The 14,784-nt window shown below is 41.2% G+C and carries 11 protein-coding genes; 1 reads left to right on the forward strand and 10 read right to left on the reverse strand.

Features of this window, described 5'->3' with window-relative positions:
- Positions 1–266: 266 nt before the first annotated feature.
- The 8 genes from DWY31_RS08240 to DWY31_RS08275 form a co-directional block, all read right to left on the reverse strand.
- Entirely contained in the window at positions 267–3,356 is a 3,090-nt protein-coding gene (locus DWY31_RS08240) for a leucine-rich repeat domain-containing protein (protein ID WP_118519996.1), read from the reverse strand.
- 31 nt (positions 3,357–3,387) lie between these two features.
- Positions 3,388–3,702 carry a hypothetical protein gene (locus tag DWY31_RS08245; RefSeq protein ID WP_118288030.1) on the reverse strand — a complete coding sequence of 105 codons (315 nt, stop codon included), beginning with the start codon at positions 3,700–3,702 and terminating at the stop codon, positions 3,388–3,390.
- A 90-nt stretch (positions 3,703–3,792) separates the two neighbouring features.
- Positions 3,793–4,443, reverse strand: coding sequence for a PrsW family glutamic-type intramembrane protease (locus tag DWY31_RS08250; RefSeq protein WP_118519998.1), 651 nt, complete (start codon positions 4,441–4,443; stop codon positions 3,793–3,795).
- Positions 4,430–5,053: a hypothetical protein gene (locus DWY31_RS08255; RefSeq protein ID WP_021860057.1), complete on the reverse strand. Its 624-nt coding sequence runs from the start codon at positions 5,051–5,053 to the stop codon at positions 4,430–4,432. The genes DWY31_RS08250 and DWY31_RS08255 overlap by 14 nt, the downstream gene beginning before the upstream one ends.
- Before the next feature lie 17 nt (positions 5,054–5,070).
- Positions 5,071–5,448, reverse strand: a complete 378-nt coding sequence (locus DWY31_RS08260) for a hypothetical protein (protein WP_021860056.1) — start codon at positions 5,446–5,448, stop codon at positions 5,071–5,073.
- Positions 5,435–5,989: an RNA polymerase sigma factor gene (locus DWY31_RS08265; RefSeq protein ID WP_117537075.1), complete on the reverse strand. Its 555-nt coding sequence runs from the start codon at positions 5,987–5,989 to the stop codon at positions 5,435–5,437. The genes DWY31_RS08260 and DWY31_RS08265 overlap by 14 nt, the downstream gene beginning before the upstream one ends.
- 325 nt (positions 5,990–6,314) lie before the next feature.
- Positions 6,315–8,807: a hypothetical protein gene (locus tag DWY31_RS08270; RefSeq protein ID WP_118520000.1), complete on the reverse strand. Its 2,493-nt coding sequence runs from the start codon at positions 8,805–8,807 to the stop codon at positions 6,315–6,317.
- Positions 8,808–8,828: 21 nt separating this feature from the next.
- Positions 8,829–10,937: an efflux RND transporter permease subunit gene (locus DWY31_RS08275; protein ID WP_118520002.1), complete on the reverse strand. Its 2,109-nt coding sequence runs from the start codon at positions 10,935–10,937 to the stop codon at positions 8,829–8,831.
- Between the two features lie 214 nt (positions 10,938–11,151).
- Here DWY31_RS08275 and DWY31_RS08280 point away from each other — a divergent pair, with 214 nt between their 5' ends.
- Positions 11,152–11,766, forward strand: coding sequence for a TetR/AcrR family transcriptional regulator (locus tag DWY31_RS08280; RefSeq protein ID WP_021860052.1), 615 nt, complete (start codon positions 11,152–11,154; stop codon positions 11,764–11,766).
- Positions 11,767–11,898: 132 nt separating this feature from the next.
- Here DWY31_RS08280 and DWY31_RS08285 read toward each other — a convergent pair whose 3' ends face one another.
- Entirely contained in the window at positions 11,899–13,191 is a 1,293-nt protein-coding gene (locus DWY31_RS08285) for an L-cysteine desulfidase family protein (protein WP_118520004.1), read from the reverse strand.
- Positions 13,192–13,229: 38 nt separating this feature from the next.
- Positions 13,230–14,681 (reverse strand): Na+/H+ antiporter NhaC family protein, encoded by a 1,452-nt coding sequence (locus DWY31_RS08290; protein WP_118520006.1) that lies wholly within the window; start codon positions 14,679–14,681, stop codon positions 13,230–13,232.
- Positions 14,682–14,784 lie beyond the last annotated feature (103 nt).

Here is a 14,784-nt window from a genome sequence, read left to right on the forward strand (position 1 = left end):
TGTCTCTCCTGCTATTATTTTCCTATAATTATCTCAGGTTTCATTCTTTACAAATTCTCTGTTTGCTTAATATAACATATATAAAATTCTCAATGATTTACACGAACGCATATGCTCGGTAGTCATTTGCATTTTCTTGATTCTAACATAAAATCTCTCTCACCGCTATATCCGCATATGATCAGCAAAGAAAAATGGTGCCGGAAATCCCGACACCATTTTCCCGTAAGGTATATAAAGAGAGTCTGCCAAGAAGGCATTCTATGTTATTGCTTTACGAACTTGCATTTCTTAAGTCCGTAAGCGCATAACAGCTTTTTGTACGTTGTATATCTGCTCCTTGGCACATATACTTTTGCATTCTTCACATTAATAAATACATGTGGCTTCTCCAACCTCATCCGTTTTGTTCCTTTAAATACAATCTTTTTCAACTTCTTATTCTGACAAAACGCATGTGCAAACATTTTTGTTACATTCTTTCCAACTGTAAGTTTCTTAAGATTCGAACACCTGTAAAATGCTTTGTATCCAACTTTTTCGATAGAATCCGGAAGTACAACCGTTTTGATTTTCTTATTTGCTTCAAACGCACGCTTTCCAATCGCTGTTACATTATATTTGACCGAATTCCATGAAATGCTCTTTGGAATCGACACATTTTTACTGCTGCATTTTTTGGCAAATCCGATAACTTCCACTTTTCCTGTTCCGTCTGTTTTCGAATTTGTCACCCTATAACGATATATCCCTTTCGTAATAACATCACCTTTGCGTATGTTCCGCTTTCCTGTTACATTTACTTTGATCATGGCTGTGGCGTCAAGTTCTGAATTTTTCACAGTTACAGTACTGTTCAGACTTTTATATTTGTCTTCATCAATAATATATTTTAAGTAAACTGTTTCTTTTTTATCACTGTTAAGACTACCCGCCTTCAATACTTTTTTCTCTGTCGCCTTATTTTTTTCTATAGATGCCACTTTACTTTTTTTCAGCTCTTTGCCTTTACTGTCTGTAAGAGCCCAGTGCCCATGGGCTTGATTAAATCCATAGTAATCTACGCCATTTTTATTTGTTCCTTTTACTGTAATCTTTTCCAGTGCAAATTGATCTCCACTTCGCATGTTCAACGTCTTCACACCATTTGTAACAACCACTTTTTTAAGAGGATACAGTGGGATGAGCCCTTTGACATCCGAATGCGTACTATTTGCATCATAACGGAGCACTCCACCGGTTACTGCCATCGGACAATGGGACGACAGCCATGCTATCTTATCTTTCAATGTTACTTTTTCACTGCCTGCTGACTGAGTCATTGTACCGGAAGAGACATTCTCTTTCGCCTTCTTCACGATATTTTTACTATCATCCGTACTCTGTGTTCCATAGAGAGAGGTATCTTCTGTATAATAAAAATTCACACTGTTAATCGATTGGAGCATATAATTCTCTATTCCTGCAGCCTCTAGTGCTTCTTTGTCTGCCTTTCCGATCGGCTGTATCCATTTCCTGTATACTCCGGAATTTTCATCATAGCTCCATTCATTTTCAACTTCTTCTCCGTTGCTGTTCTTCACAACTTTATCATATAAGTAATACGTCTTATTTCTAAGTTTATATATACCGCTTGCTGTCATCTCAGTCTCATAAGAAACCGGACGTTCTTCTTCCAGATCCTCTACGTCAAATGTACTCTGGATTTCTCCGTCGTCATTTACAAGGATCCTGTTCACACGTACTGCTGCCGTCTCTGTTCCGACCTCATCCTCGTTGATCGTTCCGTTTAAGATTCCTGTCCAGTCCAGGCTATTTACTTTATCTGCCGGTCTTTCATCATTTCTTTTCTCAGACCAGCCAACAGTCTGACCATAAGTCTCTTCATAATTTTGTGTGTTTACATATTTTACTGCACGATTATACAGATTATCCATTGCTGTCGTGCCGCCTTTTTCTGAATCTGTTCCAAAAATCGTACTGAAATGCCCCTGCCGATATCCAGATGTATGGAACATCTGCACTTTATCGTTATCATCATACACCACGCCCGATAACGAGAAAATTGCTGTTTTAAATGTCACTGCCACGGGACAGTCATAACCTAATTTTACATTCGTTGCAACGCCTGAAGATTCTACTCCGGCTGCTGTCTGTGCCGGAAGCGTTATATTGGTGGAAACTTTATTTTCCTTTAACAGACTATACTCCTTCTCCCCGGAATAAGCGGTAGGCAATGCCTTTCCGCATGTAACTTCCAGTCCCGACTTTTTTTCTATCTCGCCCAAAAGCGGAATCCCCGTTGAAAGTCCGATATCCGGGTTAATCATCTCACTGTAAGAATACTTCTTTCCTGCCTCTAAAGTGTTGGACGTTGTAAGCGAATGAGATTGTTTTAACTCCATTCCCACATTTTTTGCCTTTGTTGATTCATTTTTATAATAACTGAGTTCCGGATCTTTCTTACTACTTGTTTGAATAGATACCCCGCCGGCATTATTTTCTGCCGCTTGCTGCAGCGACTCATACTCCTGTGCTTTTGTAATATATTCCAGTCCGTCTCCGGCAAGCACCGCTAACTTAAAATCATAAAATGCAATTCCAAATGTATTATAGTTATACTTAAATGTTCTGCCTGCGCGGTCCACACACGTAACAAGCGAAAATACTACATCCCGTCCGGTATCATCATTTAACTGTTTTAGTGTATTTTCTGCACTCTCGGTCTCTTGTAGCACATCACTTCCTTTGATCTTATGATGAATCGCATCTGCGATTTCATCTGCAGCAAGTTGTCGTACCTCTTTCAGACTGGTCGTACAGGAAAGCCCACTCCACTTTGTATAATCCTTTCCTTTTGTTCCATTCACATGCTCTTCCGGCTGTGCAAGCGCATCGGAAATATCTGCATATCCTGCTTTGTTCCGTGTATTTTCTGTAGTAAAATTATTCTCAAATCCGCCGTTTGCATTTACTCTTGCCGCAACTTTACTATGCGTTCCATAAATCTGCTCTGCAAGAGACGACCACTGACTGATCACACTATCTGTGCCACCATCCATATCTTTTCCACTTTGCAGAACCGCTTTAAATAAAGCCTTCTGATCTGCCAGATTCAAGCGCTTTTCCGGATCTCCATCATGGATATCATAATATATCTTGTTATCTATATTCACCGAACGAATCCCTGTCCGGTCTTTTACCGGGCCGCTTTCCGCATTGTTTTTATACCGATATGTCACACTGGCGTCAGACGCCGCTTTCACCGACAAAGGAACGGATAATCCGAGTACAGACGACATAGCCAGTACTACTGCGAGGGTCCCTGCCAACATTTTTCTTTTTCTGTAATTCATCCTCTGCACCTCTTGTATTTATATTGATTATTTATTCACTGTAAATATTGTTTGCCTTCTTTTTCCGAAACCGCATACAGATAACGGTGACAACCACACCTGCCACAAAAGCAGCAAGACCGATCAGTACATAAATATCTGCTCCGTTGCGCAGGAGAACAGATCCGTAGCCGGATGCTACCGTCGCAACTCCAGATATGTGTGTCATACGAAACATCCTCCCCATACATACAGCCAGTACAATAGCTATCGCTATTAATCCTGAAATAATCCGCCTGTCATACCGGCAGCGCAAAAACAGACTCCGGCGACGGATCTTACATTTTCTGATCTCCTTCTGATCCATTTTCCGACCTCCTTTCTCGATTTTATATACTTTTTTCACTCTCTATCTATACGAAAGACACAATAAAAAAAATCCTTTCACTTATTTTTCCTAAGTGAAAGAATTTTTTTCTTCTTTTAATTTTATTATACTCTTCCTTCCAGCAAACAGCCCAAGTATCATGACTGTCGGGAACAGATATCCAAATGCTCTCCAGTTCCCTTCTGCAGAAACAAGAAGATTATAAATTGCATGAAATACACTGCACGCTCCAAGAAGTCCGACCATTCCGGTTATTGCAAGAGTACGTCTCCGGAAAATATAAGTAATCCCGAATCCCATAAGAATCCCACACAGGATATGCAACGCACCGGAAGCAAATCCACGGACTACAAGGATCTCAAAATCTGCTGCTCCGTTCTCTGTCAGATAGCATATATTTTCAAATGTTGCAAATCCAACCGCAAGCGCAATCGCGGTTCTTGGTATTTCTTCTTTCTTCGGTTCAAAAATCAGAATGTAAAACAGAAGCGGAAATAATTTCATCACTTCTTCGCAGACCGGCGTAATCTCAATTGCCGCCTGTACTGCATCTGCTCCATAATAATTCATAAAAAAGCTGTTCACATATGCCGACAGCATACACATTCCCATTCCGGTTGTAACAAAAAACGTATATTTTCTCGCCTCACCCGGTATAAACAGAAGTGACAACAACATCGGTACTGCAATACAGATGAAAATATTTTCAATGTACATCATGTTTCTTCACCTCCGAAACTGTACACGGCAGCAGACCGGCGACTGAAAAAGTCAGTACAAAATCAATCAGGAAATACAGATTAAATTTTGTATAATCATTGAAAAAATGCGAGCTTATGTATAGAACAAGCTGAAGGATCACACAGATCAGCGGCCACACATCTGTCAACCGGATGTCGTCTCCATACTGCATATGAAATACCGCTATATACGTGATTGCTCCGACTGTCACTGCAAATGCTCCTGTAGACAGAATTGCCGGACCGAATATCTCACTTCTCATTGCGACTATAAAAATCACAGCCGCGCAGACTGCAGGGACAGGCGCAAAACGGGATTTTTCCCCGTCTCTGCGCACAATCTGATAAGTATGCAGAAAGAGATAGCTGGAAATCCATGAAATCTCTGCTACATAAAAAATCTGCGGAACGTCACCGCGAATGAAGAGGTATAACACATAATACAAAGTCCCCATCATAAAACAACCATGTTCCAGCGCCAGAATAATATAGATCCGGTCTTTTTGCCGGAACCAGAAAATAATATCTGCCACTGCCGCCACAAGCATTACACCGACCTGTATGAAATTGTCAATCAACTCAAAATTCATCTGTATGCTCCCTGCTTCTACTCTTCATCCTTTTTCGCCTGTTCCGCACTCTTTTCATATTGTTTCTTCTCCTGACGATGCTCCTCTGCACGTTTCATCCGATATAACAATACTGTCACACACACACCAAGTGCAAATGCCAGTATTCCCATACATATATATCCAAGCGCATCATACTGTCCGAGCATGCTTGCCATTCCGGGACTGTAATTCATCTTACCTGCAGCGTTCTGCTTCATAACACTCGGAAGATACATTCCCAGACCGACTACAGCGATCAGACATGCGGCAATACTTATTCCACTGATCATATACTGTCTTTTCTTACGCTCTTCTATCTTAATCTCCTGTGTTCTTTTATGAATCAACTGCTGACGCTCTTTATTCGTCCGCATATACAAATCCCTCCTGTTCCAGAATGATTTTCAGACTTTTTTTTCCTCTATGTACCAGATTCGTAATCTGCTGTTCGCTCTTTCCGAGAATCTTTCCTGCTTCCCGGTAACTCATTCCTTCCAGACTCACAAGATACAATGCTTCCCGATACTCTGTTTTTAACTTTGCCATCGCTTCATAAAGCTGACGTTCTCTCTCCGTCTGTCGAAGTTTTGTATCTACCAGTTCCTCACTCGGCAGATCAAAAGTCAGATCATCCAGATGCAAAAACCACAGTTTATGCTTCTGGTTATGCCGGATTGTCAGATTCCTTGCTGTCTTATATAAATAAGCCCTAAAACTTCCATTACCCTTAATCGGTCGCTCCTTTGCGAAAATCTTAGAAAATGCTTCAATCATCAAATCTTCTGATTCATGTATATCATGGATATATCCATGGATGTAATAAGTAAGCGCATCCCCGTATCTGTCTACCAGAATGTCGGCACCTTGTTCTATGCCATCCAGATATTGCCAATATGCCTCCTCGTCTGAGATCATACGGGTCCCCCCTTCCTTTTTCTTTTATTGTATCCGAATCGACTTTATTTTTCAATCTTTTCAAAATAGTGCTGACCGCTAATTCCTATTTTTATCTTTGATTTTACATATATTATTTAATTATTATCCTATAATATCCTTTCTTTTTCAGTTTTTGCTTGTTATAATTATGCCACCATTTAAACCTAATCCCTTTTCGGATACTGCGATAAGCTATGGTAATTAAAATGAGACAGAGAACTGTGGTCAAAGCTCTCTGTCTCTTTATAAGATGATACAATTATTAGTGAATTGTCTTTGCTATAAAATATATTTCCTGTAGCGATTATTTGATCTCGTCTGTCTCGATGACGAATTTTACTGCTCCATCCATAGATTTGTCTCTTCCGCTGTATGTCTTGTAAGCACACTTGTCAGAAGTCAGTGCATCGAAACGATCCAGAACATCACCGAGTTCATCCTCGAATGTGCTCTTTAACTTGCCTGTTCCTTCTTTCTGGAACTTATCTGCACCACTTGCAAGCTCTTCTGCGCCTGAACTTAACTTATCAGCTCCTGAACGAAGTTCATCGCTGTTAGAAGAAAGCTTTGCAGATCCCTCGCTTAACTGTGAGCCAAGTGTATTAAGACCGTTTGCAAGCTTGTTTGTTCCGCTCTGCAGTGTGCTTACTCCGGCTACCAGTGTCGGGCTGTTCTTCTTTAATTTCAATGCACCGCCTGTGAGGGCATCATTATAAGAACTGAGCTGTGAAAATCCTTTGTTCAAAGCAGCAATTCCCTGCTGTGCTTTCGGGAAAGCGACAGAAGTCTTACCATCTAACTCGTTGATTCCTCCTGCCAGAGTATTAATTCCGGCATCCAGTCCCTGCATACCTGCATTTAATGCATCGATCTTTGTTGTAAGGTCTTTCACATCATCCTGCGGAAGCGCACCTTTACTAGCTGAAATCTTGTTCAGTTTTTTCTGCATCTCCGGAAGCTGTGCCTGAAGTGCTGTAGCAGTTTTTTCGAATGTTGCACCCTGTTTCTGAATATCAGCTGCAATCTTCTGAATGTTTGTCGGATCAACTGTCGGCATTGTAATATTTACTTTATCCTGTTTCTTTAATGCATCGATATCTTTTGTTGCGTCTTTCGCATCTTTTAATGCATCGATGGACTCATTCAGCTCTTTCTTCTCTGCGGCTGTTGCATTTTCTTTCTGTTTCTCTAATGCTGCAACAGAGCTGTCGATCTGCTTCTTGCTCTTCTCGGAAGCTGTCTGTGCTTTATCTACCGCATCATTGTAATCTGTAATGGATTTATTTAATTCTGTAACTTTTGCTTCGCAGGCTTTCTGTAAATTACCAAGCTGCGTATTGATTGTACCTAATTCTTTCTGTAAGCTTTCAAGATCTGTACCGATCTGCTGTACCGGTGCAGCAATTCCTGTATTCATTGCTGTCTGCAGGCTTTCTGTCTCTGCGATCATCTCCTTACCGGTTTTTACCATTCCGTCAACCTGACCAAGTAATGCCTGTACTTCTGCACTGCCAAGAGCTTTCTTTAACTGCGCTGTTCCGGCTGCAAGCTGTGCGGAAGCAACCGTTAAGTCTTCTTTTGCCTCTCCCTTACCGTCTGTAGAAGCTTTCATTTTGTCGATCGCTCCCTGGATCTTTGTAAGGCCATCGCTCAATGTTGTAAGTTGTTTTGCTCCTTTGGCAAGCTTCTTCTCGCCACCTACATAAGATGTAACTCCATTTGCAAGAGTTGTTGTTCCTTTCGCGTAGTCATTGACACCTTTTACAACTTTGTTGACGCCATTTACATACTCTGTAACACTGCCGCTTAATTCTCCGTCATTGCTTAAATATTTCTGGATTGCATCATTTAACGTATCTGCACCTTCTGTGTAGCTGTCCACTCCGTCTGCAAGTGTCTTTGTTCCATCGGAAAGTGTGTTCGACCCGCTTACGAGCTCCAGTGCTGCATCATCGAGCTCGTCGAGTGCATTCTGAAGGGAATCCATATCTGCAATGTTATCAAGATCTAAGTCCTTTGTAAGGTCACTCAAGCCTACTGTAAATGTAGAAGACATCTCGAAATCGGTTACGTCTGCTTCCACTTCCAGGCTTTCCGGAATTGTAAGATCATCTGCATCCTTGATATCATCCAGGTTCAGGCTTTCTTTTAATCCCGGCATACCAAATCCAACAACAATACTTCTGTTTCCATCAGAAATAACTTTTCCGTTATCGATTGTAACATTTGTGAAGTTGTCATTTGGAAGAATCATACCCGTCATCATTACGAAAGCTGTATACATGTTTTCTGTCTTGCCATTTACTTCCACATTCTTCTTGGATTTATTTTCATAGTTTACTTTAATTTTCAGATGTCCGCTTTTACCTTTTAACTTGTTCGGCTGAATCTCTTTGCCATCCAGGTAATAAGTGAGTTTTACGGATACCGGAAGTTCTTTGTCGGTTGTTCCCTGATAATAAATGTCTTTTCCGTCTGTATTCCATGTAATTTTGTCACCGTCTGCTGTATATTTCTCATCACCTTTGACATTCTTAATGTCATTCAGTGTACTCTTGTCTGTAAGTTTTCCGGAAACATCACCGGAATTTTTCAGCCAGTTGGATACAGTAATTTCATCTGTATTACCGGCTGCATCTGCATTTACATACACAGTTTCTTCTTTATATAATTTGTCATCGTTATCTTTTTTATCAGAGCTTGCAGCATATACCGGCATCGCACCTACCATAACCGACATTCCTACAGCAAGAGAAGTTGTGAGTCCACGTTTGATCAATTTACTATTTCTATTCATGCTTCTTACTTCCTTTCTACCTTACTTCGCCTCTGCGGCATACACATCATTTCCTACCATTTTCTTATCATCAAGGAAACCAATGGATGTCTTGCAGATTACTTTGTCAAAAATCATAAACATTGCCGGCAGTACAAAAAGTACGACTACCATACTGATGATAGCGCCTCGCGCTAACAGTGTACAGATAGATCCGATCATCTCAACCTTTGAGTAACATGCAACACCAAATGTTGCTGCGAAGAAACTCAGTCCACTACTGATGATAGATTCCATACTTGTCTTGTGCGCAATACTGATTGCTTCCATCTTTTGCTTGCCGTGCTGTCGTTCACGCTGATAACGGGTTGTCATCAGGATCGCGTAATCAACGGTTGCTCCTAACTGGATCGCTCCGATAACGATGCTGGCAACGAACGGAAGGCTGATTCCCTGATAATACGGAATCGCCATATTTACCATAATTGCAAATTCAATAACAGATACCAGGATGATCGGCAACGAAATGGATTTGAAAATCACCATAATAATGATGAAAATGGCTGCAATGGAAATTGCATTTACTCTTACAAGGTCTGTATCTGTAACATCCTGTAAGTCTTTCATCAGCGGTGCTTCGCCAATCACCATTCCTGATTTATCATATTTCTTAACGATCTTATCAACCTTTTTGATCTGTGCATTTACCTGATCGGTTGCTGATTCATATTCAGAACCTACGAATGCAAGTTCGTAATTATCACTCTTAAGCATCTTCTTAATGTCCTTCGGAATCATAGAATCCGGAACGCTTGGTCCGATCAAGGAGTTCATGCTGATTGTCCATTTAACACCCTTGACCTTATCGATCTCATCAAACATCTTCTGCTTATCCAGTGAATCCATGTTCTTATCCATCATGACGATATGCATATTGCTCATATCAAAGTCTTTCTTAAGCTCTGCATTCGCTACGTTACTGTCCAGTGTAGACGGCAGTGAATCAGCAATGTTGTAATAAATCTTTGTATGATTGTTACCATAAATAGCCGGAAGCAATAATACAAGGAAGATTACAATCCATGCTTTGTAATGCTTGGTAATAAATGCGGACGGCTTATCCATATGCGCCAACAGCAGCTTGTGCTGTGTCTTATCGATCGCCTTATCAAAGAACAATACGAGTGACGGAAGCACAGTTACACAACAGATAACTCCGATCACAACACCCTTTGCCATAACGATTCCAAGGTCACGTCCAAGTGCAAATGTCATAACACAAAGTGCAACAAATCCGGCTACGGTTGTAACAGAACTTCCCGCTACAGACTTGAATGTGTTGGAAATGGCATGCCCCATGGCACGTTCTTTCTCACCAGGGAACCTCTTCTTATTTTCTTCGTAACTGTTCAGCAGGAAGATAGAATAGTCCATCGTAACTCCAAGTTGCAGTACCGCTGTCAATGCCTGCGTAATATAGGAAGTTTCTCCGAGGATAATATTGCTTCCCAGGTTATACAAAATCGCAAGTCCGATACTGAACAAGAATAAAACAGGAACGACAAAAGATCCACATGTCAGCTCCAGAACAATCAGACTCAGAACTGCTGCAATGACCACATATACTGGCAGTTCCTGCATTGCTATGTTCTTAATATCTGTAACAATTCCTGTCATACCGCTGATGAAGCACTGCTTATTCGCCACATGGCGAAGCTGTGTCAATGCATTCATCGCATCATCTGAGGATGTTGTATTATCGAATAATACTAACATCATTGTTGCATCGCCTTTGAAAAATGACTCTCTTAAATCCTTCGGGATCATCTCTACCGGAAGGCTAATATCTGCAACATCATCATACCATAACACGTCCTTTACGTGTTTGACCTTACTGAATTTTTCTTTCATTTGCTGGACGTCTTTCAATTCCATGTCCTTCACAACTACCATGGAGAACGCTCCCATGCCATATTCATCTACGAGAATATCCTGGCCTTTTACCGTCTCCAGATGTTCCGGAAGATAACTCAGCAGATCATAATTAACTCTCGTCTTCACTACTCCGATTGCTGACGGGATTGTCAGCAGCAATGCGAGAATCAGCACAATTACTCGGTGCTTTGCAATCCACTTTCCTACCTTAACCATTGTCGTATCATCTCCTTAATACTCTTCATAAATCTCTTTCGTAGTATAGTATACACTAAAATGACTCTTAGTCAATCTTTTTTATAGAAAAAATGAAAAAAAGTCATTTTTCTTGACAAGCAAGTAAAAATAACCTACCATATAAATGTAAAGCTTACATAAAAGGACAAACAATTCCTATTAATATATGTAATTAGGATAAGAAGGAATGATTATGGGAAAAGTAGACGATAATAAAAAGCAAAAAAAACATACTCTGTTGCGGGCAGCTTTTCAGTTATTTACAGAAAAAGGATTTTCCAAGACAACTGTCGCTGACATTGTAGATCGCGCCGGGCTTGCCAAAGGTACTTTTTATCTGTACTTCAAAGACAAGTTTGACCTGCGCGATAAACTGATCGCATACAAAGCTACGCAGCTTTTCAACGATGCGCACTTAGAGTTGGATAAAGCAAATGTGCCAACATTTGAAGACGAAGTATTATTTATGACAGATTACATTATAGGAAGATTTATGACCGATGAACCGTTGATCCAGTTCGTTGCGAAGAATCTATCCTGGGGAATTTTCCAGGCAGAAGTATCGAACGGTGCCAGCGTACTGCCACAGGCATTTTTTGACCATTACTTAGAATCACTGGAACGTTATCATGTCAACTGTACGTCACCAAGCCTTATGCTCTATACGATCATTGAGCTGATCGGCTCCACAAGTTACAGCTGCATCTTAAAACAGACACCGGTATCGATGGAAGAATATATGCCATATCTTCACGAGACATTAAAGAAGATCATCGAAGTATTTACTGTAAAAGAAGATGCCGAATAACACACCAAATGTAAAAATCGCTTAGGCCTTTTTTCTCAGGCCTAAGCGATTTTTCTTTGGTAGCTTCTTTGCAAGTGCCGAAGTTGGCCAGTGATATGTCTGATGGTTTGGCTTCCGCAATCCTGTCTCCGACTATCTCAACTTATCTTCGAAAATCTCTACGATCGTCTTCTCTGTCGCTACCATTCCCGGCGATGCAATAAGTCCCATGTTGCGCATCGTCTCTTCCGGTGTCGTCCCGTTGATACCATGAGCCTTGTCAATATGAACGCCTTCAAGTGCAAATTCTACTGATCGAAATGCTGTGTCACAGGCAGCCACACCTTTCATCGTACAGCCCTGGTTTCCGCCATCACAGATCATGCCGGTAATGGAAGACGCCATATTGTTGAGGGTATATTCCAGTTCCTTTAATCTGCCACCCTTCATGTAGCAGACTCCGCAAGCCATACCAGATCCTGCCGCGATCGCGCATCCGCAAAATGCAGACAATCTTCCGGAGTACTCTTTAATATAAGTGCAGACAAGATAGCTCAACATTGTCGCACGATACAAAATTTCTTCACTCAAGTGGTTAATCTTGTACACACCATAGAGTGGCATTGTAGCGATAATTCCATGTGCGCCGGAACCGGTAATACTCATTGCCGGTTTGTCGAGTCCGATCACGCGTGCCTCGATGGCTGCATTGCAAAGAAGAGACGCTGTATTCTTCTCATCGTCGGAAATCTCTTTGCCACCGTTCATTGCAAGAAGCGTTCTTGCAAATGTCGTGCGTGGATTTTCAAGTCCTTCGTGGAATAATTCCAGGTTTACTTTGTAAGCTTCTTTTACAAATTCAATCTCTTCTACCGGAACTGTTTCTACATATTCTAAGATTTTCTTCAATGTATAGCCGTGAATAGAATGTACCTCTTCCTTTACGTCCGCCTCTGTCGTATCTGCGGCATGCTCTGCCTCACTCTCCTCCAGCACCTCACCATTTACTTCAATCTTCGTAATATTCGTGTGAGAATCACGGATCGTAACTATTGCCTTATCGCTTTCCGTCTCCACTGTTGCCTGGATAAAGATACGACTTGTAATACCGCTTAACTCGACGGTGATCTTACCTTCGTCAATGAGCTTTTGTGCGGTAACATTGTCTTCTGGTTTTACATCCGCCAGCGATTCCAATCCTTTTTCTGCATTTCCAGCCACATAGCCAAGTGCTGCAGCAAACACATTGCCCACTTCATTGGAATTCGGAATTCCACACGTAAATGCATTCTTATACATTCCACTGTTCATTGCAACATTTACATGTTTTAATTCTCCTTTTGTGTAGGAACGTGCCTTCGCTACACTGAATGCAATCGCTCCCGGCTCCGTCACACCAAGTGCCGGAAGCATGTCCGCTTTGATTAATTTTGTCAGTTCATTCATTTTAAAATTTACCCCCTTTGCATTTGAAAACTGCTCTCTTATTTATTCGGATTCTTTTTTGCTTCGATATACTCTCCATTTCTTCCTTCGAATGCTCTTCCCTTTCCGGTAATGCAGCTTATAAGCATCACTGCCCAGATTGCCCAGCTATAAAACGTCGTAGTAATCATGTCTCCCGCGCCAAGCTTCGGAAGAAATGCATATGCATCTGTCTGCGAAGAGATTCCACCAAGCAAAAGTAATACACATCCGCCGAATGGAAGGAAAAATGGAAATGAGCAAATGGTTGTCGCAAGTATATTTGCTCTTCTATATGGATGAATGTCATTTTTCTTACCGATCGCATTGATAAATGGAGCTACACATATATTTGCAATTGTGTTGATTGCAGCAATCAGAATACCAAACACGGTAGACAGGCAGAACATTGAAATTTCCGCGCCTCTTTCTGTTTTAATGACTGAATTGTTCAGCCAATCTACAACTGCCTCCATGCATCCGGATGCTATAAGTAGCTCTCCCATAGATACAACGATCATTAGCAGGATCGATACATTAAACATACCTGACACTCCACTTGTGATCGTTCCGCTGATTGCGCCGTCTTTGATGCAGATCAGATCGGTCGGTTTGAAAAGCTTTGCTCCCAATCCGATCACAATAGCCAGAATGCTGCCCGTTCCGAGACTGGCAAATATATTTACTCCTTTTACAGCCAGAATAATAACTACCAGTGTAGGTATCAGAAGTAACAATCCTTGTGGCATCTGATACTGTTTCAACAGATTTTCCGCTTCTGTCGGATCCAGTGTATTTCCGGAACCGCCAAATACAAAAAACAATACTGCTGCAATGATCGCAGCGATAAAAACATATTTATATCTGCATTTTACGGTGCCTCCGATGCTTGCCGCTCCATTTGTATATTTATACTCCTGAGAGGTTGCTGCAATGATCGTTGTATCCGATACCGGTGCGAAGTTATCACCAAATGCTGCTCCAGATAAGATCGCACCTGCCAGAACCGCCGGGTTGCATCCTAATAAAATACCCGCCGGATATAAAATAAAGCACATCGTTGAAATCGTTCCAAACCCAGATCCTGTTGCCACTGCAAACAATGCCGAGAAAACAAATGCGCATACTGTAAATACGGCTCCGGACACTCCAAGTTTTACGGAAACCCATACAAGTCCTTCTACAATATGTCCACTTTTCAATATGGCTCCATACATTCCCACAACTAACCATAACATCACTGCGGTCATCGCTACTTTCGAACCAAGTCCTTTTAATATAACATCCCAATAACGATCCAGATCTTTGCTGAAAAGCATTCCAATCAAAAGTGCGATCACACCTGCTGCAACCATGGCATTAATATCCTGAAAATTTGCGAAAGATAATCCTATCGTAATAATAATAAATATCGCAAATGGAACCAACGCCATTGCACGTCCCCCACGGAACGTTAATCTTCTTTCTCCCATTTTGCTGTCCTCCTTATATTTTGTGTACAGCTATATCAGCTGTTAGAAAACATACTACTCCACTAAGTTTATCCTGTCTAATACACAAAATTGATAAACTGTA

The sequence above is a fragment of the Dorea sp. AF24-7LB genome (assembly GCF_003478575.1).
Taxonomy (GTDB): Bacteria; Bacillota; Clostridia; order Lachnospirales; family Lachnospiraceae; genus Dorea_D; species Dorea_D hominis.

Coding starts and splice junctions, on each gene's coding strand:
- DWY31_RS08245 (WP_118288030.1), bottom strand. CDS start 3,702: ATGGATCAGAAGGAGATCAGAAAATGTAAGATCCGTCGCCGGAGTCTG.
- DWY31_RS08270 (WP_118520000.1), bottom strand. CDS start 8,807: ATGAATAGAAATAGTAAATTGATCAAACGTGGACTCACAACTTCTCTT.
- DWY31_RS08290 (WP_118520006.1), bottom strand. CDS start 14,681: ATGGGAGAAAGAAGATTAACGTTCCGTGGGGGACGTGCAATGGCGTTG.
- DWY31_RS08280 (WP_021860052.1), top strand. CDS start 11,152: ATGGGAAAAGTAGACGATAATAAAAAGCAAAAAAAACATACTCTGTTG.
- DWY31_RS08285 (WP_118520004.1), bottom strand. CDS start 13,191: ATGAATGAACTGACAAAATTAATCAAAGCGGACATGCTTCCGGCACTT.
- DWY31_RS08250 (WP_118519998.1), bottom strand. CDS start 4,443: ATGATGTACATTGAAAATATTTTCATCTGTATTGCAGTACCGATGTTG.
- DWY31_RS08255 (WP_021860057.1), bottom strand. CDS start 5,053: ATGAATTTTGAGTTGATTGACAATTTCATACAGGTCGGTGTAATGCTT.
- DWY31_RS08265 (WP_117537075.1), bottom strand. CDS start 5,989: ATGATCTCAGACGAGGAGGCATATTGGCAATATCTGGATGGCATAGAA.
- DWY31_RS08240 (WP_118519996.1), bottom strand. CDS start 3,356: ATGAATTACAGAAAAAGAAAAATGTTGGCAGGGACCCTCGCAGTAGTA.
- DWY31_RS08260 (WP_021860056.1), bottom strand. CDS start 5,448: ATGCGGACGAATAAAGAGCGTCAGCAGTTGATTCATAAAAGAACACAG.
- DWY31_RS08275 (WP_118520002.1), bottom strand. CDS start 10,937: ATGGTTAAGGTAGGAAAGTGGATTGCAAAGCACCGAGTAATTGTGCTG.